A 20,340-nucleotide genomic window follows, 5' to 3' on the forward strand; every position below is an offset into this window, starting at 1 on the left:
CATGTCCATCCGATTGAAACTAACATTATGGTATACGGGCATTCTGACGGTGATTGTCGTCGTATTTGGATTCATCCTGTATTATTTCCTGCAAAACTATCTGTATGACAATGTTCGCAACAACCTGAAGGAGAAAGGCATGGAGGTCTATGAGCAGAGACAGCTGCTCGGACGATCGATTATCTTTCCACTGGATGCGTTCGAATCCTATTTCTTTCAAATCGTCAATGCAGAAGGACAGATTATGCGTCAATCGGAAAATTTGCAGGGGTTGGCTCTGCCCGTCAAGGAGGGAGAGCTGGCTCGCTATCAGCAGGGGGATATAAGCGGAAGTCTCTTCAAGCAATATGCACTCCATTCCGATGTCACCTTTATGGTGTATGATATGCCCTTTTATCAGGGGACGACCTTTATCGGTTTGCTGCAGGTCGCGGTTGTGGTCTCGGATGTAGAGCAAACCCTGGAAGCATTCCGGTGGATCTATCTGTTTGCTGCCCTGGTATTGCTGGCGCTGGCGGCGAGTGTCGGCTGGTTCATGGCGCGCAAGGCCCTGACCCCGATTGACCATGTAATCGAGGCGGCCGAGCAAATTGAAAAAGGGGATGATCTCAGCCACCGCATCGCTTACGAAGGCTCCCAGCATGATGAGATCGGACGACTGGTGGATCGGATCAATCGGATGCTGGGACGTATTCAACAAGCGTATGATGATCTGAATGAGGCGTACCGGGCGCAGCGGCGATTCGTTTCCGATGCTTCCCATGAGCTTCGCACCCCGCTGACGACCATACGCGGCAATCTGGAGCTGTTGCAGAAAATGCAGCAAAAATGGATCGAAAAACCGCAGGAACTGGACCCGGTTTATGTGAAAGAAACGAATGAAGAGGCCATGAAAGATATCCTGTCTGAGACCGAGCGTATGAGCAGACTGGTGAACGACCTGCTCTCACTGGCCAGAGCGGATGCCGGCCATGATATCGTGCTGGAGGAGATTGACCTGCTGCCGCTTGTGCAGGAAGTGGCACGCAGAGCCGAGTGGTTGCCTCGCAAGGCGACGTGGCAGATTGGGGATCTCTCCCCTCTTGAGGGCGTGGTGATTCAGGGAAATGCGGATTATTTGCAGCAGTTGTTCTTCATCTTTATTGAAAATGCCTTCAAGTACACGCCACAGGGTGAAGTGATGCTGGATGCTGTAACCGGAAGCAGCCAGGTCGGCATTCGCATTCGTGATACGGGTGTAGGCATGGAAGCGGAAGAGGTTCCGCATATTTTCGAGCGCTTTTACCGGGCTGATGTGTCCAGAGGGGAAACGCCAGGAACCGGTCTCGGCTTGTCCATCGCCAAATGGATTATGGACGCGCACCATGGATCGGTAGAGGTAGAGACTCAAAAGGGAACGGGAACCACCTTTATCATCTGGCTGCCCCTCGGGTTTGCAGAATAGATGGGTTCATATATAATGAAGGAGATTTGCATGGCAAGATGAACGCAACCCCATCCACCTCATCCGTATAGACGACATTCCTTCATGCGGTTATCATCTGTGATGAGGATATCCATCGCGCCTTTCAATAGAGTAGCTCAACAAAGCAATTTAACAAAGAAACTTAACAAAGCTTATCTTATAGAAGACAATAGAAAGCTCGCTATCGATGTTACACGAGCAGGATCACAACAAACGGAGGTGGCCGAACAAATGGATGTAGTGAAAATTTCTCCACGCGGATACTGTTATGGCGTTGTCGATGCCATGGTGCTGGCCATGCAAACGGCTAAAAATCTGGATTTGCCTCGACCGATTTATATTCTGGGCATGATTGTACACAATTCGCATGTGACGGAAGCGTTTGAGAAGGAAGGGATTGTGACTCTGGACGGTCCCAATCGACTGGAGATTCTGGAACAGGTCACCGAAGGTACGATCATTCTGACCGCACATGGCGTGTCTCCTGAAGTGCGCAATACGGCAAGAGAGAAGGGACTGACCGTGGTCGACGCCACTTGTCCCGATGTGACACGTACGCATGACCTGATTCGGGAAAAAACGAATGAAGGTTACGAGATCATTTATATCGGGAAAAAAGGGCATCCTGAGCCGGAAGGCGCCATCGGTATCTGTCCTGAGCATGTGCATCTCATTGAACGGGAAGAAGAGATTGCCTCGCTGGAATTGGAGACAAAGCAGATTATCATTACAAATCAGACGACGATGAGTCAATGGGACATCAAGCATATTATGAATGCCTTGATTCGGAAGTTTCCATCCGCCCAAATTCATAATGAGATTTGCCTGGCTACACAGGTTCGTCAGGAAGCGGTAGCCGAACAGGCCAAGCAAACCGATCTCGTCATCGTAGTGGGGGATCCGAGAAGCAACAATTCCAATCGGTTGGCGCAAGTATCCGAGCAAATTGCAGGGGTAAAAGCGTACCGGATCGCCGATGTGACTGAGTTGGATCGCCAGTGGCTCATGCAGGTGCGCAAGGTGGGGGTTACCTCAGGCGCCTCGACCCCGACCTTGATCACCAAGGAAGTGATTGCTTATCTGGAGCAGTTTGATCCCGAGTTGCCTGAAACCTGGGATGTGCAACGAACGATTGACCTGAATCGGCTGTTGCCGCGTGTCAAGAATCAGCCTGCAAAGTCCTCGTAATGATTCTCCCGGTCTGACCGCCTGGCGGGACCGGGATGTTTTTTTCTGAAATGGGAATAGGGCACACTTGACGCATGAAAAAAAATAGGATATAGTTACTTTAATGATGAAAAGCTTAAAAGCGTATAAGCGTTGAAGCGATATATGGAATGGAGTGGATAATGAATGATCGCAATTACATCGAATACGATTTCAGATGAGCGTCTGCAGGAAATTGTCAATCACATTGAGAAACAAGGGGTACAGGCGCACATTTCCAAAGGGACGGATCGTACCGTCATTGGCATTATTGGCAAGGCAGACCCGCAACTAGTTGAACAAATCAGAGCAATGAAGGACGTAGAGAACGTGATCAAAATTTCAAAATCGTACAAACTGGCTAGCCGTGACTTCCATCCGAGTGATACGGTGATTAAAATCAAGGACGTGGAAATCGGTGGCGACCAGCTGGTTGTTATGGGCGGGCCTTGTGCGGTTGAAAATGCACAGCAAATCGACGAAATTGCAAAATTGGTGAAGGCAGCGGGCGGACAGGTACTCCGTGGCGGTGCATTCAAGCCGAGAACAGGTCCTTACAGCTTCCAGGGTGTAGGCGTGGAAGGCTTGGAGATGATGGCAGAAGCCGGTGAAAAACATGGACTTCTGACGATTACAGAAGTCATGACGCCTGAGTATGTAGATGTATGTGCGAAGTATGCGGATATTTTGCAGGTGGGTACACGCAACATGCAAAACTTTGACCTTTTGCGCAAGCTGGGCGAGATCGATACGCCTGTATTGCTGAAGCGCGGTTTCAGTTCGACGTATGATGAGTTCCTGAATGCGGCGGAGTACATTCTGGCTGGTGGAAATCCAAACGTTATGCTGTGTGAGCGCGGTATTCGTACCTTCGAAAGCTACACAAGAAATACATTGGATCTGACGGCTATTCCGGTTCTGAAGCAACTCAGTCACTTGCCTGTTATTTCCGATCCAAGTCACGGCACAGGTCGTCGTGAGCTGGTTGAGCCAATGTCCAAGGCTTCTGTGGCAGCAGGTGCAGACGGTCTGATTATTGAAATGCATACCGATCCGGACAATTCCATGACCGGTGACGGCGTGCAATCCCTGTTCCCTGATCAATTCGCCAATCTGCTTGTTGATTTGGAGAAACTGGCGAATGTCATGGGCCGCAAGTTTGATACTGTGAAACAGCCGGTCGGCTAACCCGCTGATTGCGCGAATTCTCATCGTTTATCGATCCTTCTTTCCGTGTTAGAGACGGGAAGAAGGATTTTTTGTTGGACACCTTTGCACGCGCATTTGTACTATTGGATTATTAATTTATACTAATGTTACGATACCTTACATTTATAAAAAAAATACCTAACATGGCTATTGACGAGGGTAGGGGTTCATCTTATAATAACGTCTATAAGGTTGAGAAAAGAGAACGTTCGTCGGTGGTAAGCCGCTTAATGTTCGGAAATAGGAGGAATTATTCATGTCAGTTCAAGACGTTTTAAAGGTAATCGAAGAGAACAGCATTGAGTATGTAGATTTCCGTTTTGTTGATTTGTCCGGTAAAGCCCACCATATCACCCTGCCTGCTACAGAAGTAGAGGAGGAGACATTTGAGAACGGCGTTGCATTTGATGGCTCTTCCATTCCAGGCTTCCGCGGTATTGAGGAATCCGATATGGTGATGCTGCCAGATACGGAATCTACCTTTATCGATCCGTTTACCGCACATCCTACTTTAAATATCATGTGTAACATTCATACACCAGAAGGGGATCGCTACGATCGTGATCCGCGCTCTATTGCACAAAAAGCAGAAGAATTCCTGCAAACAACCGGTGTTGGAACGGCTGCATTTTTTGCACCGGAGTCTGAGTTCTTCATTTTCGACGATGTACGCTACGAGAGCGGACAGCAGTCTTCCTTTTATGCGGTAGATTCCGAGGAAGCAGCATGGAACACTGGACGCAAGGAAGAAGGCGGAAACCTCGGCTTCAAAGTTCGTCAAAAAGGTGGATATGTGCCAGTAGCTCCAGTAGACACCCAACAGGATATCCGCAGTGAGATCTGTAACCTGCTGGCGGATGCCGGACTTCGCGTCGAGCGTCATCACCATGAAGTGGCTACAGCGGGTCAAGGGGAAATCAACTTCCGTTTTGACACCCTGACGAAAACAGCTGACAATCTGTTGAAATACAAATACATCGTTCACAATACAGCTAGACAATTTGGCAAAGTGGCTACGTTTATGCCGAAACCGATCTTTGGCGACAATGGATCAGGCATGCACGTTCACCAGAGCATCTTCGATGGGGATACGCCTTTGTTCTACGAAAAAGGTTCCTATGCGAATCTGAGTGAAACCGCACTTCATTATATTGGTGGAATCTTGCATCATGCACCTGCACTGATTGCATTGACCAACCCAAGCACGAACTCCTTTAAACGTCTGGTGCCAGGCTATGAAGCGCCAGTTAACCTGGTATATTCCAAAGGAAACCGTTCTGCCGCAGTCCGTATTCCGGTTGCAGCCGTGACACCAAAAGGCTGCCGCATCGAGTTCAGAACACCTGACTCAACGGCGAATCCATATCTTGCATTCGCAGCGATGCTGCTTGCTGGTCTGGATGGTATCAAGAACAAAATTGATCCACGCAAATTGGGCTATGGTCCACTGGATAAAAATATCTATGATCTGTCTGATGCAGACAAGGCTGAAATCCGCAGTGTTCCAGCTAGCCTGGAAGAAGCACTGGATGCACTCGAAGCAGATTATGAATTCTTGCTTCAAGGCGATGTATTCAGCGAAGAATTCATCCATAACTATTTGTCCTTCAAACGTGACGAAGCGAAATCCGTATCCATCCGTGTTCATCCGCACGAGTACTCCCTGTACTTCGACTGCTAATTTCCGAACACATGGCAAAACGTGCTTCATAAAAAATGGCGGTGCCAAGGGTCGAACCTTGCGCCGCCATTTTTTGTGAGGTTAATTAATGAATAGGGGATTGTATAAAGGACGGGAGCATGTTAAAATAATCACTGTAAAGCTGAAAGCGTTTGCACTCATGCAACGGTAAAGAACTGATTCGGAACATGGCAACACCTCCCTAGCAGTTCTTCTTTCTTTCAGAAATGTGCAAACGTTTTCATCTGTTTCTATTTTAACAGGGGAGAAAGGGGTCAATTCATGCAAACAATGTATCGTAAATGGCTTGCTTATGTACTGATGGCCGCATTGATCGTGGGCATGTTCCCGGTCATGGGCACACAGCAAGCGCAAGCCAGAGTCAATGATGGACTGATCGCAGTGGACGGTTCCATGGATTCCGCATGGGACAATGTACCGGTTTTGGGAAGGTCGCAAACTGGAGGTTGGCAGAGTTATCAGATTGACAATCTGAGATTGACGAACGACAGTGAGTACCTTTACTACTGGGTGGATGCGGTGAATGTGCCCAACTGGACAGATAACGGACAATTTATTGATATCGCGCTCAATGTGAACGGAGCGGATTCCGGTGTATCCGGTATCCCTTGGAACTATTCATACAATTTCAGTGGCGTGGATGCCAAGCCGCAATTTCATATCATGCAACGCATAAGCAATAACACGGATGTGAATGTCGCAGCGATCTATGCGGCAACCGATCTGAACAACCCGGTTGCTACCACAGACGGAGACCAGAAGGGAGCCGAATTCAAAGTCAATCGTGAACAGGGCTTTGAAGGGAAAATACCGCTCAGTCTGCTCGGACTTGAAAACGGGGATACCGTTCGGGCGATCGTCGTGCAGAGCGGAAATACGGACAATCAGCACGGCGCATTTGACGTCATTCCAGAGGACGCCTCCAATGTTGTCGCCTCGGACTGGAATCATGGCAGCACGCCGAACGTGCAGTCCGTTTACAGCAACGAACTGACACTGCAGGTGTTTAATATTGAAATCGATGGCAGTCAGGACGCCACCTGGTCAGATGCGCCTGTACTAGGTCGCTCGGAGCAGGCTGGCTGGCAAGACTTCCACATCGACAATTTGCGTCTGGTGAATGACGGAAATTATTTATACTACTGGGTGGAAGCGCTTAACGTAGAAAATTGGCAATATCTGAATTTGGCCCTGAACGTCAATGGAGTGGATTCAGGTGTATCGGCAAATCCGGAGGGCTATCCGTTCAATTTCGGAGCTGCGACGGCCAAGCCGCAATATCATATTGTCCATCAGGCTGACAATAGCAGTGCCAAGCTGGTTGATGCCGATGATATGGGCAACTCGATCCTTTCCACAGATACGGCGACCAAGGGTGCTGATTTTGCCGTAAAGCTGAACAAAGAAAATGCAGAAGATCCTGCGGTTGGATTCGAAGGCAAGATTCCGCTGAGTGTACTGCAACTAGATAGTGGAGACGAGATTCAGGCGATAGCCGTACTGAGTGGAGACAATGCCGGACAACATGGTGCATTTGACGTCATAGTCGAACACGCAAATAATGAAGTCGCCGATAGCTGGAATGAAGGGTCTGATCCGAATTCCCTGGGCGCTTACAGCAGTTCGCTGACGCTGGAAGGGGTTATCCAGCAGCTGACCATCATGGACGCGACACCGGCCGTAGGAACAGCCAATATGCCGATTGATACGACGGAGCTCCGCATCGAGTTCAATGAATCGGTTACCGAAACGGTATATGGTGGACTGTCAGTTACCGTTGTGACGTATGACTACAGCATTAGCGGAAATGTCTTGACGTTTACAATCGACAGCAGTGAACTGGAGTACGGACAGACGATTGACGTCCAGATCCCGCCGCAATCACTGGAGAGTGAAGGCTATGGCTTGCTGGGTCATGATCTGTCTTACAGCTTGACGGTAGAGCCGCATCCGCTGACCAGACGCTATGTGCACTTCTACTATGATCGTCCGGAAAGAGATTACGAGGGCTGGAACTTATGGGTTTGGGCCACAGGCAAGACGAACGATGAAAAGAAATTTACGGAAACACGGGACGGGATGAAATTTGTCGAGATTCCCGTTTCTGATGGTACGAGTGCCATGGGCTTCAAGGTCAGGCTCAATGATTGGGATGAGGAAGATATCACGACGGATCGATATGTGACCTTGGCACCTACTCAGCGTACCGCTAAGGTATATGTGACTCAGGGCACAAGGGAAATTCGCCAGATTCCTCATCTGACAGGTCCTGAACTGGACAAAGGTAAGGCTACGTTCTATTACCGCGATGAGCTGCTGATGAGGGACAATGAAATGGATAGCATTGAAGGGGTCGAGCTCGTGCTGGAAAGCCCGGAAGGGACATCCCGACATACGATGAGCTATGACGCAGACAACGAATACTTCGTGTTTACACTGAACGACATTGCCGATGGTGTGACCACCTATGAATTTGAAGTTACCCGCGACAGCGAGATGACAGTAGAAGACGATGTGCATAATCCGGACAAGACGGACGGGAAGAGCTATATCGAGTACCAAAGTCCAAGTTTGGAGATCAGCGCTTCCATCTCACCATCCCCTGTCCATTATGATGAGAATACCATTCTCTCCGTACAAGTGAATGAGGGAGACCAGAACATAATCAAGAGTGTGAGAGCGGACTTATCTGCGATTGGCGGTAGTGACAAAGAGCCGATTGACCTGAAGCTGCTTACTCAAACCATTTCGGTAGAGGAATCGACAACAGCAGGTACCAAGACGATTCCGGTGAAAGTCATCGACAAATACGGGAATCATTATGACACTTCTACGACCGTCACCATTGAACCGAAACAAGCGGTCGGGGAACTGGCTTTTGACTGGGATGAAGCCAGAATCTACTTCATTCTGACAGACCGTTTCGAGAACGGCGATACCTCCAATGATGACCCGAATGGTGAAAACTATGATCAGGAACATCTGGAGACGTATCATGGCGGAGACTTCCAAGGATTGATCAATCGACTCGATTATCTGGATGAGCTCGGCATCAATACAATCTGGATTACTCCGATTGTCGACAATATCAACTATAACCTTGGTTTCGGACAGCCGCACCAGTATCAATACGGGTACCACGGCTACTGGGCCATTGACTTTACAGACGTAGACGAACATCTCGGGGATGTGGAGACGTTCAAAACGCTGATTGACGAAGCACATGATCGTGGCATCAAGATCATGGTCGATGTGGTGTTGAACCATACTGGTTACGGATTGAAACTGGGTGATACCAATACGACGGGAGCTACCAATTATCCGACAAGCGACGATCAGTCCAGATTCCAGAATATGATTCGGAAACAGCCTATTAATGACTCGGATCTGTTCGGCGAGCTTTCCGGTTTGCCGGATCTGAAGACCGAAGACCCGGCTGTGCGGGCACAAATTGTAGAATGGCAGGCGGGTTGGCTGGAGCGTGCGCGCACCGAGCGTGGTGACACCATTGATTTCTTCCGTGTCGATACGGTCAAACATGTCGAGAACACGACGTGGCGTGCTTTCAAAAACGCCCTGACCGAGATCAAGCCTGACTTTAAAATGATCGGGGAATTTTATGGCGGCGGCGTAGACAATCGCGGCGGCTATACCGGAACCGGACAAATGGATTCCTTGCTTGATTTTGATTTCAAGGTAAAAGCAGAGGATTTCGTACAAGGTCAGGTTGATGAGGTTGAATCTTATTTACAGGACAGAAATGGCAAGATCGACAATAACGTCACGATGGGACAATTCCTGAGCAGTCATGATGAGGATGGCTTCTTGTATCATTTGAAGGATAAGCTGAAGGGGAAGCATCCGTCCTACAGCAGCCAGCAGATTCACGACAAGGCTCTCAGTCAGCTGAAAGTGGCGGCTTCCCTGCAAATTACGGCAAAAGGCCAGCCGGTTGTGTACTATGGGGAGGAGCTAGGCCGCACAGGTCAAAATGCGAACTTTGATACTGCACTTGGTGAGAACAGAGACGACATGCCGTGGGATCAGATCGGTGTCAACGGTGAGCTTCATTATCATTACATGAAGCTGCTGAACATTCGGGATGATCATTCGAAAATCTTCTCCAAAGGAACACGCAGCAAAATTCAGGGCAGCAATGCAGATGAATACCTTGTATTTGAGCGTGAACATGAGGATGAGGCTCTATATGTCGGATTGAACACCTCCGACTCGGCCCAGCAGGTTACGCTAACACTCGATGGAATCACGGAAGGCATGGAGATCTATGATGCCTACAATCGTGTCGTATATACCGCCGATGCAAATGATCAGATTGAGGTGACCTTGCCTGCGATGCACGATGGGGGGACCTTTATCCTGACTGACGTACCTGCCGAAGAGCAGCTGGCATTGGAGCTGGATACAGAAGCGCTGGCAATTGGTTTTGCAGGCAGCAATTCGGCTTCCAGCGTGACCAATCATCTGACCTTACCGGTGGAAGGGGCCAACGGCTCTGCCATCACATGGAGCTCCAGCGACGAACAGGTGATCAAGGTGAACGGAGAGGTCAGCAGACCTGCATCCGGTCAATCTAACAAGACGGTAACGTTGACGGCAGAAATTGAGAACGGAGAACAGTCTGAGAAACGTTATTTCGCAGTGACGGTCATGAAAAGACCTTCCAGCGGTTCGGGCTCAGGCGGCGTGATTCCGCCGAATGATACAGAGGAAGATTCCGAAGAAGACACGGAAACGGTAACCAACCCGAAAGCAGACAAGGATGGCAAAATTGGCGTGAGTGTGGCCAAAGGCAAAAAGAAAGTATTGCTTCCTGCGAATGCAGCGGCTATTGACGGCAAGAACAGCCTGTCTGTGCAAAGTGAAGAGTTCACTGCAGAGATTCCGGCTGATGTACTGAAGCAGGTGCAGGGGCTGTTGTCTGATGAAGAAATGCAGGATGCTGAAATCAGCTTTGAATTTACAGCATTGAACGGTAATGAGACGGCACAGCTGCTGGATAAGGCGAAGGGCAAGAAAAAAGCCGAGATTCAGACAGCAGGTGAGGTGTATGCATTCACCCTGTCTATCCAGACGAAAGAGGGCAAGCAAACAAAGCTGACGCAATTCAGCAAGCCGATTACGCTGCGTCTGAAAGTCAAAGAGGGAGCGGACGAATCGCTAACCGGCATGTATTATGTAGGGGATGACGGAGAACTGGAATATGTAGGCGGCAAAGTGGAGAATGGCATGATGGTGGCACAGGTCAGCCATTTCAGTAAATATGCCGTACTGGAATACAACAAAACTTTTGCAGATGTCAAAGCGGGCTTCTGGGCAGAGCAAGCCATCAAAGAAATGGCTGCGAAGCAGATTATAGCGGGTGTGACAGACACGATGTTTGCACCTGGTGAAGAAGTAACGCGTGCCCAGTTTGCAGCATTGATTGCCCGAACCTTGAACTTGCAAGGCGATGGGGAGCATCCGTTTGCGGATGTGAAAGATCAGGCTTGGTATGCAGCCGATGTATCAGCAGTATACCAGGCGGGAATCGTCAATGGCAGAAGCAAAGAGCAATTCGCGCCGGATGAGACGATTACCCGTGAGGAAATGGCCGTTATGATGGTGAAGGCGTATGAATATGCAGCAGGCGTGACTGCGGAAATTAGCTCGCACCGCTTTGGTGACGAAGCGTCCATTTCCAAGTGGGCTGCTGACGATGTGGGCAAAGCCCATGCGCTGGACATTATGAAAGGACAGGGACAAAATCAGTTTGTGCCAAAAGGCAATGCCACCCGGGCAGAGAGTGCACAAGTGATGTCCCAATTGCTTCGTTTGATTAACGGATAAGCGAAGCGCGGATTGAAGGTCTGAATCTTTTCCCTCCTGTGTGTTTATGCAGGAGGGAATTTTATTGAACAGACTTGCATGAAAATTCAAAAAACGTTCTGATTCCGGTGTGAAATGTTTCTTGAATGGCATAGGGATACCTGCTATCATTACGTTAAATGAAAAGAGAAGGTGAGTGGAGAGATGAATAAACGCGCGTATAATTTCAATGCAGGGCCTGCGGCACTTCCGCTGGAAGTCTTGCAACAAGCACAAGAGCAATTCGTGGATTTTCAGGGAATCGGCATGTCCATTATGGAGGTATCTCACCGCAGCAAGCAATATGAACAGGTACATAATGAGACGCAAGCTTTGCTGAAAGAGCTGCTTCACATTCCCGACAACTATAAAATCATGTTTTTGCAAGGCGGGGCCAGCAGTCAGTTCACTATGATTCCGATGAATCTGGTGGGTGAAGGACAAGTCAGCAGCTATGTGCATACAGGAAGCTGGGCAAACAAGGCGATCAAGGAAGCAAAGCTGTTCAGCGACGTGCATATCGCAGCCAGCTCCAAGGAGCAGGACTTCAAGGAAATCCCGGATCTTTCCGCTCTGGAACTTCCGGAACAGGCCGCTTATCTCCATATCACTTCGAACGAAACCATTGGCGGCATTCAGTATCAGCAGTTTCCGCAAACCGGCAAGGTGCCATTGATTGCAGACATGTCCAGTGATATTCTGTGCCGTCCGCTGGATGTCTCAAAGTTCGGTCTGATCTATGCAGGCGCTCAAAAAAATCTGGGTCCATCCGGTGTGACGATTGTGATTGCAAGAGAGGATCTTGTCCAGGAGTCTCCTGCCAACTTGCCATCGATGTTCAGATACGACACACATATCGATAACAATTCCTTATACAATACGCCGCCGGTTTACTCCATCTACATGGTCAATCTCGTGCTGAAATGGGTAAAGGAAAAAGGCGGACTGGCAGAGATGGAACAGTTCAATCAAGAAAAAACGAAGCTGATCTATGATGTGATTGACCAAAGCCAGGGCTTCTACCGTGGCGTTGCCGCACCAGCTGATCGTTCCATCATGAACCTGACGTTCACTATGGAGAACGAAGCATTGGAAAAACAATTTATTCAGGAATCCCAGGAAGCTGGCTTTGTCGGATTGAAAGGACATCGCAGTGTGGGGGGATTGCGGGCTTCGACGTACAACGCCGTTCCTTATGAGAGCTGCAAGGCTCTTCAACAATTCATGCTGGACTTCCAGAAGAAACACGGCTAAGCAACGCATATCAAACGTGAAGGTTCTGGTCCTGAGTGGACCGGACGCATAAAAATAAGAAATGGTGGTATCAGGTCTGTAAACCTGTACCACCATTTCTTTGTGTATGAGAGCAAACTGGATTTGTCTGCACCAGATGCCCGGTTTGACCAGGATCAGATGCATGCGCCTGAGTGGTTGGCCGGTTGCTAGGCGAGCGATTCCTGCATCGCAGGTCCCACAAGCTTGTATCCGACACTGCGAACCGTTAAAATATATTGAGGATTGCGTGCATTTTGTTCGATCTTGTCTCGCAAATGGCTGATGTGTACATCGACAATTCGGGTATCTCCCAGGAAATGATAGTCCCATACACCATGAAGCAGTTGCTGACGGCTCAGCACTTTGCCGCGATACTTGCATAAAAACAGCAGCAGTTCGAATTCCTTGGGTGTCAGATCAATCATGTCTCCATTCAATGACACTTCTCTTTCCCGCGGGTCGATATTCAAATCGCCGATCACAATCTGATCGCTCTCTTCGGTGGAAGGGATGGTTTGAATACGTCGAAACAAAGCGCGAATACGGGAGATCAGCTCCTGGGGACTAAAAGGCTTGGTCATATAATCATCGGCCCCATGATCCAGCCCGGCAATGCGGTCGGATAAATCAGCCATCGCGGTCAGCATGACGATCGGAACGAGGTTGTTTTGTTCACGCAAGAGCTTGCATACTTGAATGCCATCCATTTTCGGGAGCATCAGATCGAGTACGATCAGATCGGGTCGGAATGTCTTTATGGCATCAAATACAGCTTCACCATCAAATACACATTGCACATCGTATCCAGCAAGCTTTAAATTGAATTCGATCAGCATAGAGATGGAAGGCTCGTCATCGACAACTAAAATCTTTTTTTTCATAGTTGAAGTCTCCTTTGATTCTCTCTATTGATAATGTTATTATGACAGCGTTCCATCAATCGAATATTAAGAACGCGTAAAAACTGTGTAAAAATTAATGACGACTTATGGAAAATGATCGTTAACGAAACAGAATGAACTAATGAGGTGAAGGAACGTGCCACTACATATTGTACTGGTGGAACCGGAAATACCGGCTAATACGGGGAATATTGCCCGAACATGTGCCGCTACGGGGACACATCTCCATCTGGTAAGGCCTTTGGGCTTTGACACCGATGACAAAACATTGAAACGGGCAGGCCTGGATTATTGGCATGCTGTTCATATTCAATATTATGATCACTTTCAGGAAGTCATGGACACACACCCGGAAGGACGATTTTTCTTTGCCACGACCAAGGCACGGCAACATTATGCTGAGTTTGCATTCAGAGACGGAGATTTTTTCGTTTTTGGCAAAGAAACGAAGGGATTGCCGGAAGACCTGATTCATGCTCATATGGATACGTGTATACGGATGCCGATGACTGATGCTGTCCGTTCACTCAATCTATCAAATTCCGCGGCAATTATGGTCTATGAAGCTTTGAGACAGATCGGATTTCCACAACTGAAATAAGGCTGGTGTCGTGGAAGACCACCATCGTATGATCAGGACAAAGACATAAAAAATAACCGATGTTCGAAATTTTATGTAGGAGGTGTTCAGAGGGAGGACAAAAATACATATCTTTTCGACAAAAAATGACACTTGCAAACTTCCTTGCACATCGTTTATACTACACATATTGGCAAACACCCAATATCCATCAAATTAATCGTTTCATACTTGTATCATCGATCCCAAATTTTCCTTCTATCAGGGAAAAACACAAGTATAAAAAATTGTAACAATCTTTTTGTAGAATTTTGTAGTATAATGAGTGAATGGGTTTCGACTACTAACACAATTAGACATTATAATATGAGGTGACCAAAATGAAACCAGTAGGCGTAGTAAGAAAAATGGATCAATTAGGGCGAATTGTATTACCGAAATCGCTCCGCAAACGTTATGGCATGAACGAAGGCGACCCAGTAGAAATTCTTGTACAAGGAGATCATATCATCCTTGAAAAATACCGTCCTAGATGCTCTTTCTGCACGAATGTAGAAGGTGTAATGGAGTACAAGGATCGTTTTATTTGCAAATCCTGCATCAAAGAAATGGAAAACATCTACAAGCACGCGTAAGCAACAAGTTTTTCCTCACATCAATACCGCTTGGCTTTGGCCAAGCGGTATTTTGCATGTTGCAGCGCAAGAGAAAATAGGGTTCATGGATATACAAGAGAAAGCAAGGTTCTTGCACAAATTCGAAAATATCATTTGAGATAGCAAAAAAAGTGAGAGCGAAACGCAAAAAAAGTGAGAGCGAAAAGCAAAAAAATGAAAATCGAAAAATAAAAAAGTGAAAAGCAAAAAACGAAAAGAGAAAAGCGGAATCAGAAGTTAGAAATTTAGAAAGTGACGAATTATAACATCATGAAGTCATCATGAAATCGTGAAGTCGTGCAATCGAAAAGTAGTGAAGTCATGATCTAATGAATTCGGGAAATTGAATCATGGACTCGCGAAATGGTGAAATCATGAAATCGTGAATTCGTGGAATCGCGAAATCGTGATGTCGTGAAATCCTCAAGATATGTAGTTTGACAGTGCTCGTGTTTTCCGGTATGATACGAACAAATTAATATCTTGAATTCAAGATAATTGGAGAGGGGAGCGAGACAACATGAGCATTCGTATATATCCCAAACATTTGCAGGGTGTCGGTCAGTTTGATGGAGGGGCGATCGTTGAACAAAAACCCATCGGTTTTCCTGGAGAGGGGTCTGTGGTGAAGCGGGTAGGTCCCTTGTTTTACTGGGCGTGGTTTCGAGCAGAGTCAGAAGGCCATATCCCGATGCATCCTCATCACGGCTTCGAAATTATGACCTATGTCATCAAGGGCAAAGCAGCCCATCAAGATTCACTCGGTACACGCAGTACGGTACAGGCTGGCGGGGTGCAGCTTATGCAGACGGGTTCAGGAGTGGAGCATGAGGAAAGAATGATCGGGCCGGAAATGGAAGGGTTTCAGATCTGGTTTGAACCGAATCTGGAGAAGACCGTTCACCATCCGCCTACTTATCGGCAGTTTGAACATGACGATTTTCCAAGGCTACAGCACGAAGGGGTGACGGTGAAGGAAGTGCTGGGAGACAACAGTCCCGCACAGCTTGAAGTACCCGCTGTGATGAAGGATGTGGAACTGGGTGAACAAGCGATATGGCGTTATCCGCTGAGCAAGGGAAAGGCGGTCGCAGGCTTGCTACTGGAGGGAGAAGCTCAGGTTTACACACAAATGAGTGAGGAGCGTGATACGCATCGGAATCCTTCCAATGCACAAATGCAAGCAGGTGATTTTCTCGTTTATGAGGCAGATGGAGAGATGGAACTGGTGTTTCAGGCGGCATCAACAAAACCTGTCAGACTGATTGTGATAAAGGTTCCGGCTCAGGTCGATTATCGTCTGTATCCGAAGCGGTAATGCGATGGACTTCTCACCTCATTTTGCTGCAATAACACGATTTGAAGGGCCTGTAGCACCAGAAAGATATGGCGCCTGTTTCGTTAGAACGATATAAGGTGACGGCGGAAGAAAACTCCTTGGATAGGATCATCACAGCTCGAAACAATATAGGAGAACAAAGACCAGCAAGGGAGCGATACGCATGAAAATTGAAGCACAGTGGCAGGGGAAAATGGCTTTTACCGCCAAAGGGCCGACGGAATATGAACTGAGAATGGACGCGGGTATTGATCATGGCGGCGAAGGTTCTGGTCATTCTCCGATGGAGTTGTTGCTGCTTGGTTTGTCCGGATGCATGGGAATCAATATCACGGCCATTCTGGATAAAATGCAACAGCCCGTGGACAGCTTGAAAATCGAGATTACAGGTCATCAGGCAGAGGATTGGCCCAAAAATTTCACCGGATATGACTTTGTCGTCATTGCAGAGGGAAAAGCACCTGCGGACCGGGTTTGGAGAGCGATGAAAATGGCGGAAGAAAAGTATTGTTCAGTCTCTAATTCACTTCATGGTGGTCTGAAAATGAGCCTTGTACTGAATGGCAAGCCGGTCAATGAAGTGGATGCAGTCAGTCATTCGGAGGCATAAATCCTGAATACTTTCATCCATACAAATACAAAGAAGACGGACTCCTGTGACTCAGAGTTCCGTCTTCTTGTGTTTAACTTGCTTGTATATCTTGCCTGCTTGACTTTTTACAGACCTTTTGTTTGATCTTCGTTGTAAGAAGATGTCATAATTGCAGCGAGAAAAAGTACCATCACCAGCATAATGATCCAAAATGCAAGACCCATGTTGAAACCTCCCCTGTGTATACCATTTCCATTGTGAAGTTGATTATACCTTATTATAACCGATTCGTGGGCAAGAAGAAAATGGAGAGGCTGTGACAATTATCATGAATGCGCGCGGGACCGGGAGGCCAGATAGGTGGCATAGGCAATTGGCTGGGTATACAGCCGCTTAATGATCGCATGATCGTTTAGTTGAAGAAAACATTTTTTGGAAGGCTTTCCGTTCACCTCTAGCACCCAGATACGGCCCGATGTGTCGAGAGCGACGTCAAAGCCCAGTTCCCCGAAATGGAGTCCAGACAAGTCAATGGACGCTGCGTGATGAAGACAGAGGCGATGGATGTTTCGCATATAGCAAGTGATCTGATCGGAGGAAAAACCGGCCCTTTCCAGGATGGTTGGGATATCGGTCACCTGCTTGGTCATATTTGTTACAAAATAGGCCTTATATGCAATGCGTGCAAGGGAGCCGGTTGCTTCCCAGCTTCCATATCTGTTCTTTTGTATCATGATCCGAAAATCAACGCAACGGCCGTCAATCTGAAGCAGCTCCAGTTTTTGCTGAATGAGATATCGGTGTGTCGGAGGCAAGATCATATGGAGAAGCGTGCGCAGTTCTTCAGAGGTCTGCGCAGTATGCAGCGGTGTATTCATATCCTGAAAAACCGTATAGACATGGTCGGAGCGTGAGACCCACCAGATGTTGCGTCCGAGAGAGCTGCGCGTGGCTTTGATCATCAGATTCGGATGGGATTGGATCATTGAAATGAGCGTGTCCGGATGGTAGAGAACAGTTTTGGGAAGGCTGGTGCTTGGCATGGAGGCAGACATCGTATTCATCACGTGATACAGGCTCCACTTGTCCAGTTTCGTAATATGATTAAAGACCCGGTTTCGTCCCATTTTTCGTTCCAGCCTGTGAACACGCTTCATCTGACTGGAATACGTTCGATTGAAGACCACATCAGGAAAAGGACGCACTGTCCGTCGCCATTGATCTGCAAAGTGTATGGCCGTGATTCGCTCGCGCTTCCAGCAAATATCCCGGTAACGGAAGAGATAAATCTGTGCCTGTGCGTGGTCAGAACTGGTGAAATAAGGAAGATAACGATCCAGCTCGTCAAAGGAATGAACGAGAATACCCAATCGGATGGCTCGTTTCATGCGATCACCTTACCGCTTGTCAATTTTCTATATCCTATGCTGGGAGAAGATGTTTTTATTGGATGGTTGTCCTCTCGACTCTTTATATCCGCATTATGACAGCCCGATTGATGAGAACCAAGGGGACAAATTCCCGTTCCCCCTCATTCAGACAGACATAACATGTAGGGTGAGCGATTCATCGCGCAAAGGAGAGGTGATGGAAATGGGAGGCAGAGATGCAGGATGTTCATGTGCGGCCTGGCAGGAAATCCTGAACGTGGGAGGAAGCTTTCGCGTGAATACGGAAGCCGGTGATGTTGAACCAAGTGAACCGCTGACGTTTACGGGAAACGACGAGAATTTTCTGTTTTTCACCAGGGCAAATGGCGATCCGATTGCATTTTGCTGTGTGAAGATTACCTCGATTGAAACGGAATCCTAGCTACCCGCAGCCAATTACACAAGGTCGTCTGGAAAAGCTGAAAAGCGCGATCCTTTTTTCCGGTCTCCACGGAATGGGATCGCGCTTTTTGCATGAAAGAAAACCTAGAACGGGTCATCTGAAAAACAGGAAATGAGTGGCAAGCGGACGCAATTGGCCATCGGGAATCCGGTTCATGACCCGGTTATTCCATACGAGCGTAGTAGATCCGCCTCCATCCAGATTGTAGGCATCCATCACTTCAAGACGCGATAACAGGCCTTGCAGTTCAGGCAGCGTAGCGCCTGTTCGTCCGAAGTCATCCGTGCCTTCAATGATCAGGAATAGCAGTTGACCATGCTTGAAATCCCCAATAATGGTTCTGGCTGCCCGTTTGGGCGAGGTGAGCCATTTCTTCGGAATCGACTGCTTGTGACCGTCGAGCATCAGAATCGGTACGAAGGAGGCGCCAAACATCGGCTTCAACTGATCGAGCTGGTCTTGTCTGGAGAATTTGCCTCCAATTAAACGCAGGTTTTCGTTTATCCCCACAAAGAACAGATCCTTGAAGGTCGGATAGAAACCGCCCATATATTGACCGTCGACAATGGTGGTCGCCAGTGGATAACGTTTGCCTGACCGATGATCATCGGCAAATCCGCCGGCGTTAATGCCCGCAGCGGCCCGGTAGCGCTTGACGGCTTGGAGCGTATTTTCACTGGACCCCATACGATCCTTGCCCAGCACCATTTTCATGGCTTCTCTCGATTTCAATTCGATTTTGACGGCATAGCCTTTGTACGTTTTTTCCTGGATCGGATACAGCTCCATATGCAGCTTGTCGGAGGAAATCGATCCTATTCGTTTGCCAAGCTTTGCCGTCACTCTTCGATCATAAATGGCAAGCGGACGCTTGCTTTGAACAGACGCCGATTGATAGGCTTCTCCTGCCAGCCGGGTCATGGTCTCATATTGCTGTATCGAGGTTTGAATGGCACTTTGAATATTCAAAGCCAGTTGCTCGGACTGCTCCAGATCCTTGAGCAGTTCATCTGTGCGCTCCTGATGGACTGTCTCAGCCTGCCCTGCCACCGGACTGCCTCCAGACTCGTCCGCTGAAGCCGGGGAGAGCTGCCATTCTTCATTCATCATCCACAGAGCCAGGAAGATCCCGATGAAAGGCGCGATCGCCAGCAACATGAAACGATGCATGCTCTGAGACGTATGCCAGATCGTCCTCATTTCAGCACATCCAGGTTCTTTTTAAGCTGTTCCAGTTGTTTCTTGATCTCGCTGAGCTGACTGTAGAGCTGTGTGCTGTTGTCTGTTGTATCCGTCGCATTTTCATTGGCGAAGGTGAGCAGTTCATTAAAGGTCTGGATTTGCTCTTCTAATGCCTGCATGTCTTGATCGATCTCCGTTTGAAGAGTGTCCATTCTCGTATTAAACCCGTCCTCGACCTGTTCGATTTGGGTCTTGTTCTGGGCAGACAGCTCTTCGAGTACTTGTTGCTTCATTTGTCCGATATACCATTTTCCTCCCCATACACCGCCTGCGACCAGCATCAGCCAAAGGAAGACAAAAAGAATACCGATGATCCAGGAACGCTTCTTTTGTATCTCTTTGCGAGAGGCTGGAGGTGGAGCGGGTACGGATGTCATTTCTGAAGACATGACGAATTAGTCACCTCACTGAATGGGTTCCAGTATGATCATGCTTGATTTGGTTGTTGATTGTGCATGATTGGATTGTATCATG

15 protein-coding genes are annotated in these 20,340 nt (G+C 48.0%); 11 read left to right on the top strand and 4 right to left on the bottom strand.

Translation table 11 applies throughout. The features are described 5' to 3' along the window. Nucleotide 1 precedes the first annotated feature (1 nt). From ACFSUC_RS06975 to serC, 6 genes are all read left to right on the top strand, one after another. Nucleotides 2-1,444 carry a sensor histidine kinase gene (locus ACFSUC_RS06975; protein ID WP_379928801.1) on the top strand — a complete coding sequence of 481 codons (1,443 nt, stop codon included), beginning with the start codon at nt 2-4 and terminating at the stop codon, nt 1,442-1,444. 252 nt (nt 1,445-1,696) lie between these two features. After that, nucleotides 1,697-2,653 (top strand): 4-hydroxy-3-methylbut-2-enyl diphosphate reductase, encoded by a 957-nt coding sequence (locus tag ACFSUC_RS06980; protein ID WP_379928802.1) that lies wholly within the window; start codon nt 1,697-1,699, stop codon nt 2,651-2,653. 165 nt (nt 2,654-2,818) lie between these two features. After that, the gene (aroF, locus tag ACFSUC_RS06985; protein WP_379928803.1) at nt 2,819-3,859 is read left to right on the top strand and encodes a 3-deoxy-7-phosphoheptulonate synthase; all 1,041 of its coding nucleotides are present in this window, start codon (nt 2,819-2,821) and stop codon (nt 3,857-3,859) included. 277 nt (nt 3,860-4,136) lie between these two features. Further along, nucleotides 4,137-5,561 (top strand): type I glutamate--ammonia ligase, encoded by a 1,425-nt coding sequence (gene glnA / locus ACFSUC_RS06990; protein ID WP_379928804.1) that lies wholly within the window; start codon nt 4,137-4,139, stop codon nt 5,559-5,561. Nucleotides 5,562-5,843: 282 nt separating this feature from the next. Continuing rightward, entirely contained in the window at nt 5,844-11,429 is a 5,586-nt protein-coding gene (locus ACFSUC_RS06995; RefSeq protein ID WP_379928805.1) for an alpha-amylase family glycosyl hydrolase, read from the top strand. A 183-nt stretch (nt 11,430-11,612) separates the two neighbouring features. Continuing rightward, nucleotides 11,613-12,701 (top strand): 3-phosphoserine/phosphohydroxythreonine transaminase, encoded by a 1,089-nt coding sequence (gene serC / locus ACFSUC_RS07000; protein ID WP_379928806.1) that lies wholly within the window; start codon nt 11,613-11,615, stop codon nt 12,699-12,701. 188 nt (nt 12,702-12,889) lie between these two features. Here the strand turns inward: serC and ACFSUC_RS07005 are convergent, their stop codons facing one another. Next, on the bottom strand, nt 12,890-13,603 hold the full coding sequence (locus ACFSUC_RS07005) for a response regulator (RefSeq protein ID WP_379928807.1): 714 nt from the start codon (nt 13,601-13,603) through the stop codon (nt 12,890-12,892). Between the two features lie 157 nt (nt 13,604-13,760). Between ACFSUC_RS07005 and trmL the strand changes: the two genes are divergently transcribed. The 4 genes from trmL (at nt 13,761) to ACFSUC_RS07025 (ending at nt 16,809) form a co-directional block, all read left to right on the top strand. Further along, nucleotides 13,761-14,225, top strand: coding sequence for a tRNA (uridine(34)/cytosine(34)/5-carboxymethylaminomethyluridine(34)-2'-O)-methyltransferase TrmL (gene trmL / locus ACFSUC_RS07010; RefSeq protein WP_379928808.1), 465 nt, complete (start codon nt 13,761-13,763; stop codon nt 14,223-14,225). A 359-nt stretch (nt 14,226-14,584) separates the two neighbouring features. Further along, nucleotides 14,585-14,839, top strand: coding sequence for an AbrB/MazE/SpoVT family DNA-binding domain-containing protein (locus ACFSUC_RS07015; RefSeq protein WP_379928809.1), 255 nt, complete (start codon nt 14,585-14,587; stop codon nt 14,837-14,839). A gap of 541 nt (nt 14,840-15,380) precedes the next feature. Further along, nucleotides 15,381-16,178 (top strand): pirin family protein, encoded by a 798-nt coding sequence (locus tag ACFSUC_RS07020; protein WP_379928810.1) that lies wholly within the window; start codon nt 15,381-15,383, stop codon nt 16,176-16,178. Nucleotides 16,179-16,362: 184 nt separating this feature from the next. Then, nucleotides 16,363-16,809 carry an OsmC family protein gene (locus ACFSUC_RS07025; RefSeq protein WP_379928811.1) on the top strand — a complete coding sequence of 149 codons (447 nt, stop codon included), beginning with the start codon at nt 16,363-16,365 and terminating at the stop codon, nt 16,807-16,809. Nucleotides 16,810-17,117: 308 nt separating this feature from the next. On the opposite strand, the gene ACFSUC_RS07030 is transcribed toward ACFSUC_RS07025, so the two are convergent. Continuing rightward, the gene (locus ACFSUC_RS07030; RefSeq protein ID WP_379928812.1) at nt 17,118-18,179 is read right to left on the bottom strand and encodes a YheC/YheD family protein; all 1,062 of its coding nucleotides are present in this window, start codon (nt 18,177-18,179) and stop codon (nt 17,118-17,120) included. Between the two features lie 205 nt (nt 18,180-18,384). Between ACFSUC_RS07030 and ACFSUC_RS07035 the strand changes: the two genes are divergently transcribed. After that, nucleotides 18,385-18,603 carry a hypothetical protein gene (locus ACFSUC_RS07035; RefSeq protein WP_379928813.1) on the top strand — a complete coding sequence of 73 codons (219 nt, stop codon included), beginning with the start codon at nt 18,385-18,387 and terminating at the stop codon, nt 18,601-18,603. Nucleotides 18,604-18,717: 114 nt separating this feature from the next. On the opposite strand, the gene ACFSUC_RS07040 is transcribed toward ACFSUC_RS07035, so the two are convergent. Both ACFSUC_RS07040 and ACFSUC_RS07045 read right to left on the bottom strand, forming a co-directional pair. After that, nucleotides 18,718-19,824, bottom strand: a complete 1,107-nt coding sequence (locus ACFSUC_RS07040) for a phosphodiester glycosidase family protein (RefSeq protein ID WP_379928814.1) — start codon at nt 19,822-19,824, stop codon at nt 18,718-18,720. After that, complete coding sequence (locus ACFSUC_RS07045) at nt 19,821-20,255, bottom strand: hypothetical protein (protein WP_379928815.1); 435 nt, start codon at nt 20,253-20,255, stop codon at nt 19,821-19,823. Before ACFSUC_RS07045 ends, ACFSUC_RS07040 begins: the two co-directional genes overlap by 4 nt. Nucleotides 20,256-20,340 lie beyond the last annotated feature (85 nt).

Origin of the sequence: Marinicrinis sediminis, assembly GCF_042685085.1 — a bacterium.
Classification (GTDB): Bacteria; Bacillota; Bacilli; order Paenibacillales; family KCTC-33676; genus Marinicrinis; species Marinicrinis sediminis.

What these genes read in the sequence shown, in the direction of transcription:
- ACFSUC_RS06975 (WP_379928801.1), top strand. Translation starts at nt 2, where the DNA reads ATGTCCATCCGATTGAAACTAACATTATGGTATACGGGCATTCTGACG.
- ACFSUC_RS06980 (WP_379928802.1), top strand. Translation starts at nt 1,697, where the DNA reads ATGGATGTAGTGAAAATTTCTCCACGCGGATACTGTTATGGCGTTGTC.
- aroF (WP_379928803.1), top strand. Translation starts at nt 2,819, where the DNA reads ATGATCGCAATTACATCGAATACGATTTCAGATGAGCGTCTGCAGGAA.
- glnA (WP_379928804.1), top strand. Translation starts at nt 4,137, where the DNA reads ATGTCAGTTCAAGACGTTTTAAAGGTAATCGAAGAGAACAGCATTGAG.
- ACFSUC_RS06995 (WP_379928805.1), top strand. Translation starts at nt 5,844, where the DNA reads ATGCAAACAATGTATCGTAAATGGCTTGCTTATGTACTGATGGCCGCA.
- serC (WP_379928806.1), top strand. Translation starts at nt 11,613, where the DNA reads ATGAATAAACGCGCGTATAATTTCAATGCAGGGCCTGCGGCACTTCCG.
- ACFSUC_RS07005 (WP_379928807.1), bottom strand. Translation starts at nt 13,603, where the DNA reads ATGAAAAAAAAGATTTTAGTTGTCGATGACGAGCCTTCCATCTCTATG.
- ACFSUC_RS07015 (WP_379928809.1), top strand. Translation starts at nt 14,585, where the DNA reads ATGAAACCAGTAGGCGTAGTAAGAAAAATGGATCAATTAGGGCGAATT.
- ACFSUC_RS07020 (WP_379928810.1), top strand. Translation starts at nt 15,381, where the DNA reads ATGAGCATTCGTATATATCCCAAACATTTGCAGGGTGTCGGTCAGTTT.
- ACFSUC_RS07025 (WP_379928811.1), top strand. Translation starts at nt 16,363, where the DNA reads ATGAAAATTGAAGCACAGTGGCAGGGGAAAATGGCTTTTACCGCCAAA.
- ACFSUC_RS07030 (WP_379928812.1), bottom strand. Translation starts at nt 18,179, where the DNA reads ATGAAACGAGCCATCCGATTGGGTATTCTCGTTCATTCCTTTGACGAG.
- ACFSUC_RS07035 (WP_379928813.1), top strand. Translation starts at nt 18,385, where the DNA reads ATGGGAGGCAGAGATGCAGGATGTTCATGTGCGGCCTGGCAGGAAATC.
- ACFSUC_RS07040 (WP_379928814.1), bottom strand. Translation starts at nt 19,824, where the DNA reads ATGAGGACGATCTGGCATACGTCTCAGAGCATGCATCGTTTCATGTTG.
- ACFSUC_RS07045 (WP_379928815.1), bottom strand. Translation starts at nt 20,255, where the DNA reads ATGTCTTCAGAAATGACATCCGTACCCGCTCCACCTCCAGCCTCTCGC.